The following is an 18,464-nucleotide window of genomic DNA, read 5'->3' on the forward strand; positions in this document are numbered from 1 at the left end:
GGTTGCAATTCTCTGCGTACCGGGACTTCAGGAAGAACCAGATCCCCTGCAGCGCCGCAGTTTTCGTGCTCGTGTCAACATCCGCATTGCTCACCGCGCCACGCCTCGAAACCCTCCCGGACCGCAATGCCGGCGATGACAAGCCCGACGGCCGGGTCCAGCCACCAGTCGGCCGGCCATACCGCGATGACGGCCAGTGTCAGAAGCACCGCGGCGGATTGCGCGGCGCACAAATAGTTTTGTGTGCCCTCCCCGGCGGTGGTCCGCGAGTCCAGGCGCCTGGCGAGCCGCTGTTTGGCCCAGCCGAGCAGCGGCATCAGGACCAACGCTGCGGCGGTCAAGGCCATCCCGATCCATGTCGTCTCGGGTCGGGCCCCGGCGAGCATGTTACGGACCGATTCGAAGGCTATATATGGCGCGATGAGCCAGAACGAGATGGCCACGCCGTGTTGCGCCCGGCGCTCCGAGGTCTCCGAGAGCGTGCGCGAACCCGTGAACCGCCACAGGACGATCACGCTCGCCAAGCCCTCGACGGCACTGCCAAGCGCCCAGCCGATCAGCGAGATGGATCCGACGGCGAACCCTTGCCATAGACCGAGCGCGCCCTCGGCGCACATCCACAGCAGGCTCGCCCACGCGAGTCATCGGGCGAAGCGCGCAGCCCGTACCCATTCGGCGTCGCGCTCCGGGCGTTGGATGGTTGTCCCGTCGGTCGCCCCGCAACCGCAACCCTCCGCGCACCCATCGCTCAGAGCGCCAAGGATAAGTGGGCTCCATTACCTGAATGAAGGGGCGGCCAGCGCTAGCGTCGAACGCTTTGCCGCAATCGCCCATATCTTGAGACGCGCGCGCTAGTGTGCTGCGTGAGCGATGCTGCGTGTCCGAGGAAGGGCGAAGTCGAGTGACATCGAGCGAGCTACAAGATGCTGAGCCGGCTTCCAACACCGCACCGGAAAATGCCGCTGGACACTCTCCGGCCGAAATGCCTGTGGCACAGCAGGGCCAGGCGCGCAAACGCCATAAGTTCCGCCGCCGTCGGCTTTTCCGGCTCGGCCTGCAATCCAAGCTTTTGCTGACACTGCTCGTCTGCAGCATCCTGTCGATCGGCGTCATCGCCTTCATCGGGGCATCCTCGGGCCGCAATGCGCTGCGCCAAGTCGAGTCCGAGCGACTCACGGAACTGCGCCAGTCCCAGGCGCGGCAAGTGCAGTCGCTTTTCAAAGAAGTCACCAATTCGCTCATCGTCTACAGCGGCGGCTTCAGCATCGTCGAGGCCACGTCGGCGTTCACCGACGGCTTCGCGCAGTTGTCGAACGCGACGATCACGCCGGCCCAGCAGCAGGCGCTGGTCAACTACTACGACAACAACATGATCAAACCGATCAAGCAGATCACCGGTGAGGAACTCGATCGCAACGCAATCTTCCCGAGTTCCAGCGCGCAGAAGTACCTTCAGGCGTTCTACACCGCACCGAACCCGTCGATCTCGGAGGCAAGAAAGATTGACGACGCCGGTGACGGCAGCGCGTGGTCGGCGGCCAGCGCCCGCTACGGCTTCTACATGCGCAACATTGTCACCCGGTTCGAATACCCCGATGCGCTGTTGCTGGACATGCAGGGCAATGTCGTCTTTTCGGTCAACAAGGGCCCGGACCTCGGCACCAACATCCTCACCGGCCCGTACCGCGAATCCAATCTGCGCGAGGCATACCAAAAGGCCTTGCGTTCCAACGATGTCGACTTCGTCTGGATCACCGACTTCCAGCCCTACCAACCGCAACTCGACACCCCCACCGCGTGGGTGGTGTCACCCGTCGGAATGAACGGCAGATTGAACGGCGTCATGGCCCTGCCGCTGCCGATCTCGAAGATCAACAACATCATGACCGCCAACAAGCACTGGGAGGCCGCCGGCATGGGGCCGGCAACCGAGACATATCTGGCCGGTCCCGACAATCTGATGCGTTCCGACTCAAGGCTTTTCCTGGAGGACCCAGCCGAATACAAGCGCGAGGCCGTGGCCTCGGGCACCCCGTCGGACGTCGTGGAGGAAGCGATCCGGCTAGGCGGTACGACGCTGGTTCAGCCGGTGCCGACCGCGGGCCTGCGCGCCGCCCAACGCGGGCAGACGGGAGTCGTCAGCGCCACCGATTACCTCGGCAACAGGGAGTTGGAGGCCTACGCCCCGCTGACCGTGCCGAACTCCGATCTGCACTGGTCGATTCTGGCGACGCGGGACAACTCCGATGCCTTCGCGCGGCTCGGCAGGTTCAGCAGAACGCTGGTGTTGACGGTGGCGATCATGATCTTCGCCATCTGCGTGGCCTCGATGGTATTGGCCCAGCTGATGTTACGTCCGATCCGTCGGTTGCAGGCCGGGACGCAGAAGATCAGCTCCGGCGACTACGAGGTCAATATCCCGGTAAAAACACGCGACGAAATCGGCGAGCTGACTTCGGCTTTCAATGAGATGAGTCGCAATCTCGCGATCAAAGAGGAGTTACTCAACGAGCAGCGCCGGGAGAACGACCGCTTGTTGCTGGCGCTCATGCCCGAGTCTGTCGTTCAGCGATATCGCGAGGGTCAGGAGACCATCGCGGAGGAACACCAGGACGTCGCCATCATCTTCGCCGAGATCGTCGGCCTCGACGAGGTTTCCGTGGATGTATCGGGCGACGAGTTGGTCGGGATCGTCGACGAACTGTTCCGGCAGTTCGATTCGGCGGCCGAATCGCTCGGCGTCGAGCGGATCCGCACATTCCACAACGGCTATCTCGCCAGCTGTGGGGTGGTCACGCCACGACTGGACAGCATTCACCGCAGCGTCGACTTCGCCGTCGAAATGCGCCACATCATCGAGCGATTCAACAACCAAACCGGTCACGAGCTGCGGCTGCGAGTGGGCATCAACACCGGCAACGTCGTCAGCGGACTGGTCGGGCGCTCGGGCCTCGTCTACGACATGTGGGGCGCCGCAGTCAGTCTCGCCTACCAAATGCAAAGCGGTGCAGACCAATCCGGGATTTACGTCACCTCGCAGGTATATGAGGCGATGCGTGACGTGCGGCAGTTCACGCCGGCCGGCACCATCTCGGTCGGCGGAACGGACCAGGCGATCTACCGGTTGTCGGAGCGATCATGAACTTGTTCCAATCATCGTGGTTCTACTGGGCCATCGGCGTCGCGCTCGGATTCCCGGTCGGTTTGATTCTGCTCACCGAGGTGCACCGCGCGCTCGTCCGCCGAAATAGCCATTTGGCCAGGCAGGTAAGCCTGCTGCGGAATTACCTGCTGCCGCTGGGTGCGCTGTTGCTGCTGCTCGTCAAGGCTTCGCAGGTGTCGGCCGGAGATGGTTCGGTACGGATCCTCACCACGGTGTTCGGCCTGCTGGTGTTGGTGCTGGTGCTGTCGGCCCTGAACGCCACCGTGTTCGAGGGCGCCCCCGAAGACAGCTGGCGCAAACGACTGCCGGCCATCTTCATCGACGTCGCCCGCTTCGGGGTCATCGGCGTCGGCCTGGCGTTGATGCTGTCGTTCATCTGGGGCGTCCGGATCGGTGGCTTGTTCACCGCGCTGGGCATCACATCGGTGGTTATCGGCCTGATGCTGCAGAACTCCGTCGGCCAGATCGTGTCCGGCTTGTTCATGCTGTTCGAGCAGCCGTTCCGGATCAACGATTGGCTGGACACGGGAACGGCGCGCGGGCGCGTCGTCGAAGTCAACTGGCGCTCCGTACACATCGACACCGGCAGCGGAATCCGCATCATGCCGAACTCGATGCTGGCCGGCACCTCGTTCACGAATCTGAGCCGCCCGTCTCGCGCATACGACTGCGCGATCACCACCAAATTCGCCGCCGGCGATGCGCCGGACAAGGTGTGCGCGATGTTGACCCGCGTCGCCGCCGCGCTACCGGCCCGCAAACCCGAAACCATGCCCACCACGGTCGCTTTGGGCGGCGCCCAGTACTGCACCACCGTCAAGCTGATGTCGCCTGCCGACGCCGAAACCACCGAAGCGACGTTCCTGCGCTGGGTTTGGTACGCCGCGCGACGGGCGCGCCTGCGTCTAGACGGTGCCGACGACAACTACTCCACCAAGGAACGCGTGGAAAAGGCGCTGCGCACGGTGGTGGCGCCGGCGTTGCGGCTCAGTCACACTGACCAGCAATCGTTGATGCCATACGCAAAGATCGTCCGTTACGGTGCCGACGAAGTCATGGAATCCGCCGGTCAGGTGGCGCGGGGGATGACCTTCTTGATTGCCGGCCGGGTGCGGTTGACCGCGACGGCCGAAGACGGGTCGGTGGTCCCGGTCAGCGTCCTCGACGAGGGTTCGTTCCTCGGCCTGACTGCGCTGACCCGCCAGCCCAACCTCGCTGGCGCGTACGCATTGGACGAGGTGACGGCGCTGCAGATAGATCGCGAGCACCTCGAGCACCTCGTGCTGCGTAAGCCGTTGTTGCTGCAAGACCTAGGCCGGTTGATCGACGAGCGGCAAACCAAGGTCCGGCAGCTCACGCGCCGCGAGCGGGTCGGGCCGGCCGCCGTGGAGGCACAACGCTCGGCGAGACAGCCGGGCTGACCCGCCCCCGGCCGAATCCGGGACGGCCGGGCGTTACGCGCGGAGCGGATGGCGTAATACCCGGGCCGCCTCACCTGGCCAGCTAAGGCCCGATACCCTGGTTCAATGAGTCTGCAAGCACCATCGCTGCCTGACTTGCGCCGAGAGGTCCACAACGCCGCCCGTCGCGCCCGGGTCGCCTCCCGCGTCCTGGCATTGCTGCCGACGGTCGCCAAGGACCAGGCCCTGCGGTCCGCGGCCGACGCGATCGCGGCCCACACCGAGTTGATCGTTGCCGCCAACGCCGAAGATCTCGGCGCCGCCGAAGCCGCCGGCACCCCGGCCGCGATGCTCGACCGGTTGGCGCTGGACCCCAAGCGTGTCGAGGGAATCGCCGCCGGCCTGCGCCAGGTCGCCGGGCTGCCCGACCCCGTCGGCGAGGTGCTGCGCGGCTACACCCTGCCCAACGGTTTACATCTGCGGCAGCAGCGCGTGCCGCTCGGCGTCGTCGGCATGATCTACGAAGGCCGGCCCAACGTCACCGTCGACGCCTTCGGCCTGGCGCTCAAGTCGGGCAATGCCGTGTTGTTGCGCGGAAGTTCCTCGGCCGCGCGGTCCAACCAGGCGCTGGTGCAGGTGCTGCGCGCTTCGCTGGTCAGTGAGGACCTGCCCGCCGATGCGGTGCAACTGCTTTCGGCCGCCGATCGCTCCACGGTGACGCACCTGATTCAGGCCCGCGGCCTGGTCGATGTGGTGATTCCGCGCGGGGGAGCCAGCCTGATCAACGCGGTGGTCCGTGACGCGCAGGTACCGACCATCGAGACCGGCGTGGGCAACTGTCACGTGTACGTCCACGAAGGCGCCGACCTCGACGTCGCGGAACGGATCCTGCTGAACTCCAAGACCCGTCGACCCAGTGTCTGCAACGCCGCCGAGACGCTGTTGGTCGATGCCGCGATCGCCAAGAAGGCGCTGCCCCGGCTGGTGTCCGCCCTTGAGGACGCCGGCGTGACCGTGCACGGCGGGTTCTCCGCGGACGCGGCGGAGGACGACCTGCGCCGCGAGTATCTGTCGATGGACATCGCGGTAGCGGTGGTCGACGGCATCGACGCCGCGATCGCCCACATCAACGAGTACGGCACCGGGCACACCGAATCGATCGTGACCAGCAATATGGCTGCGGCGCAACGGTTTAGCGACGGTGTCGATGCCGCGGCAGTGATGATTAACGCGTCGACGGCGTTCACCGACGGTGAGCAGTTCGGCTTCGGCGCCGAAATCGGCATCTCCACCCAGAAATTGCATGCGCGCGGCCCGATGGGGCTGCCGGAGTTGACCTCGACCAAGTGGATCGCGTGGGGTGACGGGCAAATCCGCCCCGCCTGACCGCGACGAAAGTGCTTTAGGAGAACCGAGATAGTGAGCGTGCCCGCCCGGCCCAAGCCGCTGTTCGCCGACATCGACGACGTCTCGCGACGGTTGGCCGAGACCGGTTACCTGCCCGACACCGCCACCGCGACCGCGGTGTTCCTGGCCGACCGGCTGGGCAAGCCGTTGCTGGTGGAGGGCCCCGCCGGCGTCGGCAAGACCGAGTTGGCGCGCGCCGTCGCCGAGGCGACCGGTTCGGGACTGGTCCGCCTGCAGTGCTACGAGGGGGTGGACGAGGCTCGCGCCCTTTACGAGTGGAACCACGCCAAGCAGATCCTGCGTATCCAGGCCGGCTCGGGAGACTGGGATCAGACCAAGGACGACGTGTTCAGCGAGGAGTTCCTGCTGCAGCGACCGCTGCTGACGGCCATCCGGCGCACCGAGCCCACGGTGCTGCTGATCGACGAAACCGACAAGGCCGACATCGAAATCGAGGGGCTGCTGCTCGAGGTGCTGTCCGACTTCGCGGTGACCGTGCCCGAGCTGGGCACGATCAGCGCCGAGCGGACGCCGTTCGTGGTGCTGACATCCAACGCCACCCGCGAATTGTCGGAGGCCCTCAAGCGTCGCTGCCTGTTCCTGCACATCGACTTTCCCAGTCCCGAATTGGAGCGCCGCATCCTGTTGTCGCGGGTGCCCGAGCTGCCCCAGCACCTCGCCGAGGAGCTGGTGCGCATCATCGGCGTGCTCCGCGGCATGCAACTCAAGAAGGTGCCTTCCATCGCCGAGACCATCGACTGGGGCCGGACGCTGCTGGCGCTGGGCCTGGACACAATCGACGACTCCGTCGTTGCCGCCACCCTGGGTGTGGTCCTCAAGCATCAGTCCGACCAGCAGCGCGCGACCGGCGAACTCCGGTTGAACTAGGGACGCGCCGATGGCCCCCCGCCGCATCCGACCCACCCGGCCGCTCGCCCCGCACGGGCTGCCCGGCCACCTGGTGGGATTCGTGGAAGCCCTTCGTGGAGTGGGTATTTCGGTCGGACCATCCGAGACCGTGGACGCCGGGCGGGTGATGGCCACCCTCGGTTTGGGCGATCGTGAGGTGTTGCGCGAGGGCATCGCCTGCGCCGTGTTGCGCCGTCCCGAACACCGCGAGACCTACGACGCCATGTTCGACCTGTGGTTTCCCGCGGCTTTGGGCACGCGCGCGGTGGTGACCGACGAGGAGGCCGACGGGACGCCGGACGACTCATTGCCGCCCGACGACGTCGAGGCCATGCGCCAGATGCTGCTGGAGTTGCTCGCCGAGAACCCCGACCTCGCCGACATGGACGAGCGGCTGGTCGCGATGATCGCGCGCATCGTGGAGGCCTACGGCAAATACAGTTCCAGCCGCGGACCGTCGTTCTCCTCCTACCAGGCGCTCAAGGCGATGGCGCTCGACGAATTGGAGGGCAAGCTGCTGGCGGGGCTGCTCGCCCCGTACGGCGACGAACCCACGCCCACCCAGGAGCAGATCGCCAAAGCGCTCGCCGCGCAACGGATCACCCAGTTGCGCAAGATGGTCGATGCCGAGACCAAACGACGCACCGCCGAACAACTCGGTCGCGACCACGTCCAGATGTACGGCATCCCACAGCTTTCCGAGAACGTCGAATTCCTGCGCGCCTCCGGCGAGCAGTTGCGCCAGATGCAACGGGTGGTGGCCCCGTTGGCCCGGACCCTGGCCACCCGGCTGGCGGCCCGCCGGCGACGCAGCCGCGCCGGGGTGATCGACCTGCGCAAGACCCTCCGCAAGTCGATGTCCACCGGCGGCGTGCCGATCGACGTGGTGTTGGCCAAACCCCGCCCTGCGCGACCGGAACTGGTGGTGCTGTGCGACGTGTCCGGCTCCGTCGCCGGATTCAGCCACTTCACCCTGCTGCTGGTACACGCGCTGCGCCAACAATTCTCGCGGGTCCGGGTGTTCGCCTTCATCGACACCACCGACGAGGTGACCCACATGTTCGGACCAGAAGCCGACCTGGCCGTGGCGATCCAGCGGATCACCCGCGAGGCCGGCGTCTACAGCCGCGACGGGCATTCCGACTACGGCAACGCGTTCGCGTCGTTCGTGCAGGCGTTCCCCAACGTCCTGTCGCCGCGCAGCTCGCTGCTGGTGCTCGGCGACGGCCGCACCAACTACCGCAACCCGGAGACCGAGCTGCTGGCCCACATGGTGACCGCCAGCCGGCACGCGCACTGGCTGAACCCCGAGCCCAAGCACCTGTGGGGCAGCGGCGACTCGGCGGTGCCGCGCTACCAAGAAGTCATCGCGATGCACGAATGCCGGTCGGCCAAGCAGCTCGCCGCGGTGATCGACCAGCTGTTGCCGGTCTAAGGCGGTCGCGCCTCGCGTCACGCTGGCGTGACGCTCGGACTCCAGAGCTGCGCCGGCGTCACCCTCGCGGGAGGCGGCCGCGCGAGACGGCCCCGGGAGGTGGGCGGCCGGCTGAGAAATCGGGCCGGATCGCCGCCTCAAGTAAGCTGGCAAATCGTGCAAAAGCAGCTGCGCAGGCTGGGAGTGATGGGTGGGACGTTCGATCCCATCCATTACGGGCACCTGGTTGCCGCCAGTGAGGTCGCCGACCTGTTCGACCTCGACGAAGTGGTGTTCGTGCCCAGCGGTCAGCCCTGGCAGAAAGACCGGCACGTTTCCGCCGCCGAGGACCGATACCTGATGACGGTGATCGCCACCGCGTCCAACCCCCGCTTCTCGGTGAGCCGGGTCGACATCGACCGCGCCGGGCCCACCTACACCAAGGACACCCTGCGGGACCTGCACGCCCTCAACCCCGATTCGCAGCTGTACTTCATCACCGGCGCCGACGCCCTGGCGTCCATCCTGTCCTGGCAGGGCTGGGAGGAGCTGTTTCAGTTGGCGCGGTTCGTCGGCGTCAGCCGGCCCGGATACGAGCTGCGCCGGGAGCACATCACCGGCGTGCTGGGCGAGCTGGCCGAGGACGTGCTGACGCTCGTTGAGATCCCGGCGCTGGCGATCTCGTCGACCGATTGCCGGCTGCGCGCCGAACAGCAGCGGCCCCTGTGGTATCTGATGCCCGACGGCGTCGTGCAGTACGTCTCCAAGCGCCGGCTGTACCGTAGCGGCAAAAAATCGAAGGACACCGTGAGCCGCTCAACCCTGCCCGCCGGGAACAACACATGACCGCCACCCAGGAGGCCATCGACATGGCGACGGTGGCCGCCGGCGCGGCCGCCTCGAAGCTCGCCGACGATGTCGTCGTGATCGACGTGTCCGGCCAGCTGGTCATCACGGACTGCTTCGTCATCGCCTCGGCGTCCAACGAACGGCAGGTCAATGCCATCGTCGACGAGGTCGAGGAGAAGATGCGCAGGGCCGGCTACAAACCCGCGCGCAGGGAGGGCACCCGGGAGGGCCGCTGGACGCTGCTGGACTACCGCGACATCGTCGTGCACATTCAGCACCAGGACGACCGCGACTTCTACGCCCTGGACCGGTTGTGGGGCGACTGCCCGGTGGTGCCGGTGGACCTGGCCGCCGTCCCCGACGACTCGGCGGGCACGCCATGACGATTCGTCGCCTGATCATGTTGCGGCACGGGCAGACCGAGTTCAATGCCGGCAGCCGCATGCAGGGCCAGCTGGATTCCCAACTCAGCGAACTCGGGCGGGCGCAAGCGATCGCGGCGGCCGAGGTGCTCGGCAAGCTGCAGCCGTTGCTGATCGTGTCGTCGGATCTGCATCGCGCCTACGACACGGCAATCAGGCTGGGGGAGCGGACCGGCCTGCCGATCCGGGTGGATCCGCGGTTAAGGGAAACGCACCTCGGCGACTGGCAGGGACTGACGCACACCGAGGTCGACACGCACGCCCCCGGTGCCCGCCTGGCCTGGCGCGAGGACGCCACCTGGGCGCCGCACGGCGGCGAAAGCCGGGTCGACGTCGCCGCCCGCAGCGTGCCGTTGGTCACCGAATTGGTCTCCGGCGAGCCGGAATGGGGTGGCCCCCAGCACGCCGATCGGCCGGTGGTGCTGGTGGCCCACGGCGGCCTGATCGCCGCGCTGTCCGCCGCGCTGCTGAAGCTTCCGGTCACCAACTGGCCGGTTTTGGGCGGCATGGGCAACGCCAGCTGGGTGCAGCTCTCGGGCCATTCCGACGACTCCGGGGCGGGTTTCGAGCGCATCCGGTGGCGCCTGGACGTATGGAACGCTTCGGCACAGGTGTCCAACGATGTCCTCTGAGGCCCGGCCCACGCTGCTGATCTTCGCGGATTCGCTGGCCTACTACGGGCCCACCGGCGGCCTACCCGCCGACGATCCCCGCATTTGGCCGAATATCGTTGCCGCCCAATTAGATTGGGATGTCGAACTGATCGGGCGCATCGGCTGGACGTGCCGGGACATCTGGTGGGCGGCGACCCAGGACCCGCGCGCCTGGGCGGCGCTGCCCAGGGCGGGCGCCGTCATCTTCGCAACCGGCGGCATGGATTCGCTGCCGTCGGTGCTGCCGACCGCGCTGCGCGAACTGATCCGCTACGTGCGCCCGCCGCGTTTGCGGCGCTGGGTCCGCGACGGCTACGGCTGGCTGCAGCCCAGGCTTTCACCGGTGGCCCGGTCCGCGCTGCCCGCGCACCTGAGTGCCGACTACCTCGAACAGACCCGCAACGCAATCGATTTCAACCGCCCGGGGATTCCGATCGTGGCCTCGCTGCCCTCGGTGCACATCGCCGACACGTACGGCAGGGCCCACCACGGCCGCCCCGCGACCGCCGCGGCGATCACCGAGTGGGCGCAGAACCACGATGTCCCCCTGGTCGATCTCAAGGCGGCGGTCGCCGAGCACATCATGAGTGGACGAGGGAATCCCGACGGCATTCACTGGAATTTCGAAGCCCACGAGGCGGTTGCCGAGCTGATGCTGAAGGCCCTGGCCGAAGCCGGCGTGGTGACGATGCAGTGGGGGCACCACCCGCTTGCGGGGGACGCGCAGCGTGATGAGGTGGGGGCACGCCCCCAGAGGGAGGGACCCCCACCCGCTTGCGGGGGAGACCCGCGCAATCAAACCGGCGTGTCGACCGACAAGCCACGCTCGTGACCGTCGTGGTGGTGACCGACGCGTCGGCGCGCTTGCCGGCCGACCTGCTGGAGCAGTGGGCGATACGCGTTGTGCCGCTGCACATCCTGCTCGACGGCGTGGACTTGCGCGACGGTGTGGACGAGATCCCCGAAGACATCTACAAGCGTCACGCCACCACGGCGGCTGCCACGCCGGCCGAACTGGCCGACGCCTACCAGCAGGCATTGGCCGACAGCGCCGGTGATGGCGTGGTGGCGGTGCACCTTTCATCCGCGCTGTCGGGCACCTGCGGCGCCGCCGAACGGACCGCCGCCGACCTGGACGCCCACGTGCGGGTCGTCGACTCGAGGTCGACCGCGATGGGCACGGGCTTTATTGCGTTGGCCGCCGCGCGGGCCGCGGCCGGCGGCGGCGACCTCGACGCCGTCGCCGACGCGGCAAAGGCGGCGGCACGGCACAGCCACGCGTTCATGGTGGTGCACCGCCTGGACAACCTGCGCCGCAGCGGACGGATCGGCGGCGCCAAGGCATGGCTGGGCACAGCGCTGGCGCTCAAGCCGCTGCTGCGCATCGACGACGGCAAACTCGTTCTGGCCCAACGGGTGCGCACCGTCACCCACGCAACGGAGGCGATGATCGACCGGGTCTGCGACGCCGCCGGCGACAGTCCCGCCGCGCTGGCGGTGCATCACGTCGCCAACCCGGACGGCGCGAAGGAAGTGGCGGCGGAGCTGGCGCGCAGACTACCGGCCTGCGAGCCGGCGATCATCACCCCGTTGGGGCCGGTGCTGGCGTTGCATGTCGGCGCAGGAGCCGTCGCGGTCGTCGTGCAGCTGCCGACGCCTTAGGCGGAGGCCGCCGCCACCGACCGCCGCGCGTTGTCGCCCCGTGGATGCACCACCTGCGGCCACCAGAACCAGCGGCCCAGCAGCGTCGCGATCGACGGCATCAGCAACGTGCGCACGACCAGCGTGTCGAGCAGCAGACCGATGCACACCGTCGAACCGAACTGCCCCAGCACCCGCAGGTCACTGCCCAACATGGCCGCCATGGTGAACGCGAACACCAGACCCGCCGCCGTCACCACCCCGCCGGTACCCGCCATCGACCGGATGATCCCCGTTTTGAGGCCGGCATGGATCTCTTCTTTGAACCGGGACACCAGCAGCAGGTTGTAGTCGGATCCGACGGCCAGCAGGATGATCACGGACAGCGCCATCACGATCCAGTGGATTCTGATGCCGAACAGGTCCTGCCAAATCAGCACGGACAGGCCGAACGACGCCGCGATCGAGCTGGCCGCGGTGCCGACGATCACCAGCGCCGCCACCACGCTTCGAGTGAGCAGCAGCATGATCATGAAGATCAGCGTCAGCGCGGACACCACGGCGATCATCAGGTCGTACTTCTCGCCGTCGGCCATGTCCTTGAACGTCGCGGCGGTTCCGCCCAGATAGACCCGGGCGTCGGACAGCGACGATTGCTTGAGACCCTCCTGCGCGGCGGTGCGTTCGGCGTCGACTTGCGCAATGCCCTCGGGCGACATCGGATCGCCCTGATGCGTGATGAAGAACCGCGCCGATTTACCGTCCGGCGACAAGAACATCCGAAGGCCGGTCTGGAAGTCGGGGTTGTCGAAGGCCTCGGGCGGCAGGTAGAAGAAGTCGTCGTTCTTCGATGCGTCGAAGCTTTGCCCCATCACGATCCCGGTGTTGCTCATCGCCTCCATCTGGTCGATCATCGCCTTGAACGTCTGATACAGGGTCAGCGTGATGCCCCTGGTGGTCTTCAGCGTGGTGATCAGCGTGGGAAACAGCGCATTCAGGTCATGGGTGGCCTTGGCGGTGTGCTCGATATCGGCCGTCAGATAGTGGAACTGCTCGGCGAGTTGGTCGAACCCGTCGAACGTGTCGAACAGGGACCGCAACCCGATGCACACGGGAATGTCGTAGCAGTGCCGCTCCCAGTAGAAGATGCTGCGTATCGGCCGGAAGGTGTCGTCGAAATCCGCGATGTGGTCACGCAGGGTGTCGGTGATCTGCGACGTCACCGCGGTCGTCTTCGCGCTGTCGTCGGCGGCGTTGGCCAGGTCTAGCGACACCTCGTATTGGCGTTGCGTGGTTTCGATCTGGGTCTGCAGGTCGTCGGCCATCCGGAGGATGTCGGCGATGCGTTCCTTGAGGAAGCTCATGTTCTGCATCGTCGTCTGACTCTGGACGCTGTTCTGGAACGGTATCGAGCTGTGCTGGATCGGAATGCCCAGCGGCCGGGTGATGTCCTGGACCATCGCGATGCCCAGCGTGCGCATCTCGTTTTTGGCCACCCGGTCCAGCACCAGCATGTCGGCCGGGTTTCGCATGTCGTGGTCGGATTCGACCATCAACAGGTCGGGGTTCATCCGTGCCTCGGAGAAATGCCGGTTCGCGGCCTCCTGTCCTTGATTGGACGGAGCGGACAATGGCAGGTAATGGCGGTCGTTGTAGCTCGTGTGGAAGCTCGGCAGGGCAATCATGCCGACCAGCACGACCGCGGCGCTCACGGCCAAAACCGGTGCCGGCCAACGTACTACGGCGGTACCCACCCGGCGCCACAGCCGGCCACGCTTGGCCTGCCTCTCGAACAAGTGGAAGCGGCTGCCGACGAACACCACCGCGGGCCCCAGCGTGACGCCGGCCAGCACCACGACGATCATGCCGATCGCCACGGGCGCCCCCATGGTGTTGAACCACGGTAGCCGCGAAAAACTGAGGCAATAGGTCGCGCCCGCAATCGTCAGGCCCGACCCCAAGACGACCGGGGCGACACCCTTGAATGTGGTGTAGTACGCGGTTTCTCGGTCTTCGCCTGCGGCCAGCGCCTCCTGATAGCGCCCGATGAGGAAGATGCCGTAGTCCGTACCCGCGGCGATCGCCAACATGGTGAGGATGTTGGCGGCGAAGGTGGTGAGCCCGAATGCGTTGTGGTACGCGAGAACCGCGACGACCCCCCGCGAACACGCCAGCGCGACAAAGGTCATGAACAGCTGCACCAGCGTGGTGACGATGGACCGGTAGACCAGCAGCAACATGATCGCGATGGCGCCCAAGGTGAACAGCGTGATCTTGGCCAGGCTGGCGTTACCGATGATGTGCATATCGTCGGACAGCGCGGCAGGGCCCGTGACGTAGGCCTTCACGCCGGGTGGCGCCTTGTTCTCCTCGATCACCTTGCGGACGGAATCCACCGACTCGTTGGCCAGCGTCGTGCCCTGGTTACCGGCGAGGTTCACCTGCACATAGGCGCTCTTGGCGTCGGCGCTCTGCGCACCCGCCGCCGTCAGCCGGTCGCCCCAGAAGTCCTGAATGTGCTGAATGTGCTTGGGATCCTGGCGGAGTTGCCGAATCAGCTTGTCGTAGTACTGGTGCGCGTCGGGGCCGAGCGGTTGCTGGCCCTCCAACACGATCATCACCGTGCTGTTGGAGTCGAATTCGTGGAAATTGTGGCCCAGGCGCATCATCGCCTTCATCGACGGCGCGTCCAGCGGTGTCATCGGCGCCGAGTGGGCCTCACCAACTTTTTCCAGTGTCGGAACGATGACATTCACCAGGACCGTCACGAACAACCAAACCAAAATGATCGGCACCGCAAAGATGCGGATCGCATGCGGCAGGTACGGGCGGTGGCCCCGCTCGGCCTTGGACAGGCCCTTGACGTTGATCGGGCCGGTGTCGGCCGCGCTCACATCCCGTTGGGTCTTGTTGCTCGCGTTGCTCATGCGGACTTCACCAGGCAGAAGGTCTGCGCGTTGTGGCCGTCGGAACTCCGCTGTTCGCGGACGACGCCGTCCACGGTGATCTTGCAGCTGATCTCACCGCTGTCGCTTTGCGCCATGATGTTGGCGCTGACCGACGGCAAGGTCGTCGAGATGGTGGTCGACCACGGCAGCGGCGCCGCGTTCACCTGATGGGTGTTGGCGTTCTCGTCCCAGTAGTTGATGTTGGCGGTGGCCCCGGGCGGCCCGGTGATGTCGTAGACCACGACCTTCGGGTTGAACTGCACGATTTCGATCCCCTTGCCGGCGTTCGCGTTGAGATCCTGCGAGCCGAAAATCTTGTGGAGCCGGGACACGATCAACGCCGAAACAGCCAAGACCACCACCAGAAGCAGCGGTATCCACGCCCGTTTGAGCACGCGGGTTACGGTGCCGCTACGTGGACCTGAGTCTGGACTAGCCACACCTGACCGCCTTCCGCATAACCGCCACCCCGGCGCTGCCGCAAAGCTCGCCTACGTCGTCGACGACGCCGCTGTCTCTCGACCATTTGCTCAGCTAAGCACTCTAAACCTTAGTGCACGCAAGCGTTCCTCCGGGGGCCTCCGATGTGGCGAACCGCATATGGTTCCCACCGCTTACCGGGCCACCCGGCCGGTGACCGGCGGCAAATCGGCAAGCGTCACGATCCCGGGCTCGGCAGCCACCACAGCCGGGACCGCATTGGTAACCGGCATTGCCGTGTAGATCATTCCCAGTCCCATGAATCCGGGCTCGGTCCAATCCTTCGGCGCCAGGCAATGTAGGACGGTGCGCATGTTGGGCAGCCCGTACACCTGGATGACGTGTCCGTGCTCCAGCGGTTTGGGGGGCACGACGTGATCGCCCATGGTCCAGTTGAACCCGACGCTGACCACGTTGCGGTCCCCCTGCCAGCCTCGGTGGTAGCCGTAGACACTGCCGACCGTTCCCGCGGGGATCTTCATGAAGCCCAGATCCGAATCCCCGGTGGCCGCGGTGAAGGTCACGTCGAAGGTCATCCGGTCCAGCTTCGCCCCGATCGCGTCGGCCATCATCGCGGCCGATTCGGCGAAGACCTCGCTTTCGCGTCGCACGCTTTCCGCCAACCCCGGCGTATCGGGATCCTGCGAGAAGCCCATCGCCGTTTGCGTTTCCGCTGATTCGTAGGTCGAGCAATCCACCGACTCGGTGATGCGGATTTCGTCCACGCGTTCGCACGCGCCGCTGAGCACCATGCCCACCATGTTCGTCATGCCCGGGTGCGCCCCGCTGCCGAAGATCGTCGAATCGCCTCGTTTGCAAGCATCCACGATGCGTTCGCGGTCCTCGGGTGTCTGCTTGCCGCCCGTGATCCAAGCCGCGCTGGAGCACACATTGACACCCGTTTCCAGCAAGCGCACCAACTCATCGATGTTGGGCCACAACGGGTTATAGCAGCACGCGTCGGCGCCTAAGGCAAGCAACGCGTCGATGTCATTCGTCGCGTGCACGCCGGTCGGTTCCGGCCACCCGGCCAGGTCGGCGGCATCCACGCCGACCTTGTCCGCCCCGTGCGCGTACACCCCGACCAGCTCCATGTCCGGCCTGCCGATGATGGCGCGCAGCGAACGTCGCCCGATGTTCCCGGTCGTCCACTGGATCACGCGTAAGGGACGGTCGATGCTGGTAGTGCTCATCCTGGCTCCTTTGCCGCTGCGGGTTGGACTCATTATTAGTCGGCGGCGGCGCGGCGTTTTGAGAATGGGTCAAAGCCCGGCCATGCCAAGCGCGAGGAACGCACAGCCCACCGCGGCCACGAGGACCGCAACGTCAAGCCGGCGACGCGATCGAATCCAGTTGTGCAGCGCCGCCACCGAGGCGCCGGTTGCCTGGGGCGCCAGCAGATAGGCCAGCAGCGGAAACTCTACGCGGCCGGGCCTAGGCGTCCAACCGGGCGAATTGGTGCTGGCTGTACTGCTCGACACAGGCCGCCCGCCGGATCTTGCCGCTCGTGGTGGTGGGAATTGACCCAGGTGGAACCAGGACGAGGTCCCCGACATTCACACCGTGCGCATTGGAAATCGCGGAGGTGACGTCGGCTCTGACGGAGGTGAACCAGCGCATCGCCTCCTCGTCGGAATCACCGCGCTTCTTGACTTCGATAACGGTGACGAGCTTTTCGGTGCTGTTCACCGGAACCGAAATCGCCGCGACCCGGCCGCCCGTGATCTCGTGGACCGTCGCCTCGATGTCTTCGGGGTAGTGATTGCGCCCGCGGATGATGAGCAGATCCTTGATGCGGCCAACAATGAACAGCTCACCGGAGTAGACGAAACCCAGGTCGCCCGTTCTCAGCCAGGGTCCGTCGGGCGTACCCGGGGATGGGTCGACGAGCATTGCGCCGAAGCAGCCCTGTTCCTCCGGCGGTTTGCGCCAGTAGCCCTCGGCCACATTGGCGCCATGTACCCAGATCTCGCCCACCAACCCCTGCGGGCGCTCGCGGTTCGTTTCGCAGTCGACGATTCGCAGCGTGGGTGATTGCGGCACCGTGTACTTCACCAGCGCAGCGCCCGCCCCCGCACACCGCTGCGCTCGACCCGCGGACAGCTCGTCGAGTTCGAAATGAACAGTCGATGAGTCACCCCATGTGCCGTTCGCCACGAAGACGGTTGCCTCGGCCAAGCCATATGAAGGTCGCAGCATGTGGTCCCGAAAATTGAAGTGAGCAAATCGGTCGACGAACCGATTCAAAGTCGCCGGCTCGACCCGTTCGGCACCGCTGATGATGCCCAGGACGCCGGAGAGGTCGAGCCCGGCGAGGTCCCTGTCACTTGTTTTGCGTGCCGCCAAGTCAAAGGCGAAGTTGGGCGCCGCCGACCAAGAAGACGGATTCTCGGCCAGAGAGCGCATCCATCTGGCCGGCCTTTCTAGGAATGCAACCGGACTCATCAGCTCGCCTCGATAGCCGCCCAGGATCGGCGCGCACACCCCCAGCACCAAACCCATGTCATGGTAGAACGGCAACCACGACACCATCGTGGCGTTTGTTGGGGCCTTGGCGTGCGATTTCGCGAAGAAGCTCCGCATCAGCTGCTCGAAATTCACCTGAAGATTACGGTGCGAGATAGTCACGCCGGTAGGAGTGCGGGTCGAGCCCGAGCTGTACTGCAAATACGCGACGCTGGGCAAATCAGCCGTCGGGACGCTTGTTCCGCCGTCGACGTCCAGATTCATCGAATCGATTTCGACGATCTTAGGTACGTCCTTCATGCGTGCGTGATCGACGTATTCGGCGACGTCTTCCGCAACCTCGGACGTGGTGAGGATAACCGAGGGCGACGTGTCGGCAAGGACCGCAGTTACCCGCTCATGACTAGAACCCCGATGCGGCAGCGGGAGCGGAACCGCGATGAGCCCGGCCTGCATGGATCCCAGGAACGCCGCGATGTATTCGAGGCCCTGGGGGGCCAGGATTACCGCCCTGTCTCCGACCGACCCGTGCGGGCCGAGTTCGCGCGCCACATTGAGCGTTCGACGGGCCAGTTGCGACCATGTGAGGCTCTCGGGAACACCCGCCCAGTCGTCCTCGTAGTGGGTAAAGGTGTACGCCACCTCGTGAGGCCGCATGCTGGCACGTCCGTGCAACATGGAGAGAATCGTCGATTGAGACATAGGCGCGTTG

Annotated in this window: 13 protein-coding genes and 3 pseudogenes; 10 read left to right on the forward strand and 6 right to left on the reverse strand. The window is 65.9% G+C overall.

Features of this window, described 5'->3' with window-relative positions; translation table 11 throughout:
• Positions 1-74: 74 nt before the first annotated feature.
• Positions 75-698: pseudogene (locus A5678_RS20705) on the reverse strand (cation transporter).
• Between the two features lie 203 nt (positions 699-901).
• On the opposite strand from A5678_RS20705, the gene A5678_RS20710 reads away from it, so the two are divergent.
• From A5678_RS20710 to A5678_RS20755, 10 genes and pseudogenes are all read left to right on the forward strand, one after another.
• Positions 902-3,142 carry an adenylate/guanylate cyclase domain-containing protein gene (locus A5678_RS20710; protein WP_082945644.1) on the forward strand — a complete coding sequence of 747 codons (2,241 nt, stop codon included), beginning with the start codon at positions 902-904 and terminating at the stop codon, positions 3,140-3,142.
• Positions 3,139-4,584 carry a mechanosensitive ion channel domain-containing protein gene (locus A5678_RS20715; protein WP_068046047.1) on the forward strand — a complete coding sequence of 482 codons (1,446 nt, stop codon included), beginning with the start codon at positions 3,139-3,141 and terminating at the stop codon, positions 4,582-4,584. The genes A5678_RS20710 and A5678_RS20715 overlap by 4 nt, the downstream gene beginning before the upstream one ends.
• A gap of 105 nt (positions 4,585-4,689) precedes the next feature.
• On the forward strand, positions 4,690-5,949 hold the full coding sequence (locus tag A5678_RS20720) for a glutamate-5-semialdehyde dehydrogenase (RefSeq protein ID WP_068046051.1): 1,260 nt from the start codon (positions 4,690-4,692) through the stop codon (positions 5,947-5,949).
• A gap of 33 nt (positions 5,950-5,982) precedes the next feature.
• A complete protein-coding gene (locus tag A5678_RS20725; RefSeq protein WP_068046056.1) occupies positions 5,983-6,858 on the forward strand; it encodes a MoxR family ATPase in 876 nt (291 codons plus the stop codon).
• 10 nt (positions 6,859-6,868) lie between these two features.
• Complete coding sequence (locus A5678_RS20730) at positions 6,869-8,314, forward strand: VWA domain-containing protein (protein ID WP_068046060.1); 1,446 nt, start codon at positions 6,869-6,871, stop codon at positions 8,312-8,314.
• Positions 8,315-8,482: 168 nt separating this feature from the next.
• Positions 8,483-9,139: a nicotinate-nucleotide adenylyltransferase gene (gene nadD / locus A5678_RS20735; protein WP_255396930.1), complete on the forward strand. Its 657-nt coding sequence runs from the start codon at positions 8,483-8,485 to the stop codon at positions 9,137-9,139.
• The gene (gene rsfS / locus A5678_RS20740; protein ID WP_068046063.1) at positions 9,136-9,525 is read left to right on the forward strand and encodes a ribosome silencing factor; all 390 of its coding nucleotides are present in this window, start codon (positions 9,136-9,138) and stop codon (positions 9,523-9,525) included. The genes nadD and rsfS overlap by 4 nt, the downstream gene beginning before the upstream one ends.
• A complete protein-coding gene (gene gpgP / locus A5678_RS20745; protein WP_068046066.1) occupies positions 9,522-10,196 on the forward strand; it encodes a glucosyl-3-phosphoglycerate phosphatase in 675 nt (224 codons plus the stop codon). Before rsfS ends, gpgP begins: the two co-directional genes overlap by 4 nt.
• Positions 10,186-10,899 (forward strand): annotated as a pseudogene (gene octT / locus A5678_RS20750) (diglucosylglycerate octanoyltransferase); the annotation flags it as partial. The gene gpgP and the pseudogene octT, both read left to right, overlap by 11 nt.
• 146 nt (positions 10,900-11,045) lie before the next feature.
• Entirely contained in the window at positions 11,046-11,879 is an 834-nt protein-coding gene (locus A5678_RS20755; protein WP_068046071.1) for a DegV family protein, read from the forward strand.
• On the opposite strand, the gene A5678_RS20760 is transcribed toward A5678_RS20755, so the two are convergent.
• The 5 genes and pseudogenes from A5678_RS20760 to A5678_RS20775 form a co-directional block, all read right to left on the reverse strand.
• Entirely contained in the window at positions 11,876-14,785 is a 2,910-nt protein-coding gene (locus tag A5678_RS20760; protein ID WP_068046074.1) for an RND family transporter, read from the reverse strand. The genes A5678_RS20755 and A5678_RS20760 overlap by 4 nt on opposite strands.
• Positions 14,782-15,201 carry an MmpS family transport accessory protein gene (locus tag A5678_RS20765; protein ID WP_068046077.1) on the reverse strand — a complete coding sequence of 140 codons (420 nt, stop codon included), beginning with the start codon at positions 15,199-15,201 and terminating at the stop codon, positions 14,782-14,784. The genes A5678_RS20760 and A5678_RS20765 overlap by 4 nt, the downstream gene beginning before the upstream one ends.
• A 219-nt stretch (positions 15,202-15,420) precedes the next feature.
• Positions 15,421-16,479 (reverse strand): dihydrodipicolinate reductase, encoded by a 1,059-nt coding sequence (locus A5678_RS20770; RefSeq protein WP_068046080.1) that lies wholly within the window; start codon positions 16,477-16,479, stop codon positions 15,421-15,423.
• A gap of 69 nt (positions 16,480-16,548) precedes the next feature.
• A pseudogene (locus tag A5678_RS28045) lies at positions 16,549-16,710 on the reverse strand (GAP family protein); the annotation flags it as partial.
• A 10-nt stretch (positions 16,711-16,720) separates the two neighbouring features.
• Positions 16,721-18,454, reverse strand: a complete 1,734-nt coding sequence (locus A5678_RS20775; protein WP_082945647.1) for an AMP-binding protein — start codon at positions 18,452-18,454, stop codon at positions 16,721-16,723.
• Positions 18,455-18,464 lie beyond the last annotated feature (10 nt).

This window comes from Mycobacterium sp. E2733 (assembly GCF_001667585.1).
Taxonomy (GTDB): domain Bacteria; phylum Actinomycetota; class Actinomycetes; order Mycobacteriales; family Mycobacteriaceae; genus Mycobacterium.

Excerpts from the sequence above, each read along its gene's own strand:
- A5678_RS20760 (WP_068046074.1), bottom strand. The coding sequence starts at position 14,785 with ATGAGCAACGCGAGCAACAAGACCCAACGGGATGTGAGCGCGGCCGAC.
- A5678_RS20775 (WP_082945647.1), bottom strand. The coding sequence starts at position 18,454 with ATGTCTCAATCGACGATTCTCTCCATGTTGCACGGACGTGCCAGCATG.
- A5678_RS20770 (WP_068046080.1), bottom strand. The coding sequence starts at position 16,479 with ATGAGCACTACCAGCATCGACCGTCCCTTACGCGTGATCCAGTGGACG.
- A5678_RS20715 (WP_068046047.1), top strand. The coding sequence starts at position 3,139 with ATGAACTTGTTCCAATCATCGTGGTTCTACTGGGCCATCGGCGTCGCG.
- A5678_RS20730 (WP_068046060.1), top strand. The coding sequence starts at position 6,869 with ATGGCCCCCCGCCGCATCCGACCCACCCGGCCGCTCGCCCCGCACGGG.
- rsfS (WP_068046063.1), top strand. The coding sequence starts at position 9,136 with ATGACCGCCACCCAGGAGGCCATCGACATGGCGACGGTGGCCGCCGGC.
- A5678_RS20720 (WP_068046051.1), top strand. The coding sequence starts at position 4,690 with ATGAGTCTGCAAGCACCATCGCTGCCTGACTTGCGCCGAGAGGTCCAC.
- gpgP (WP_068046066.1), top strand. The coding sequence starts at position 9,522 with ATGACGATTCGTCGCCTGATCATGTTGCGGCACGGGCAGACCGAGTTC.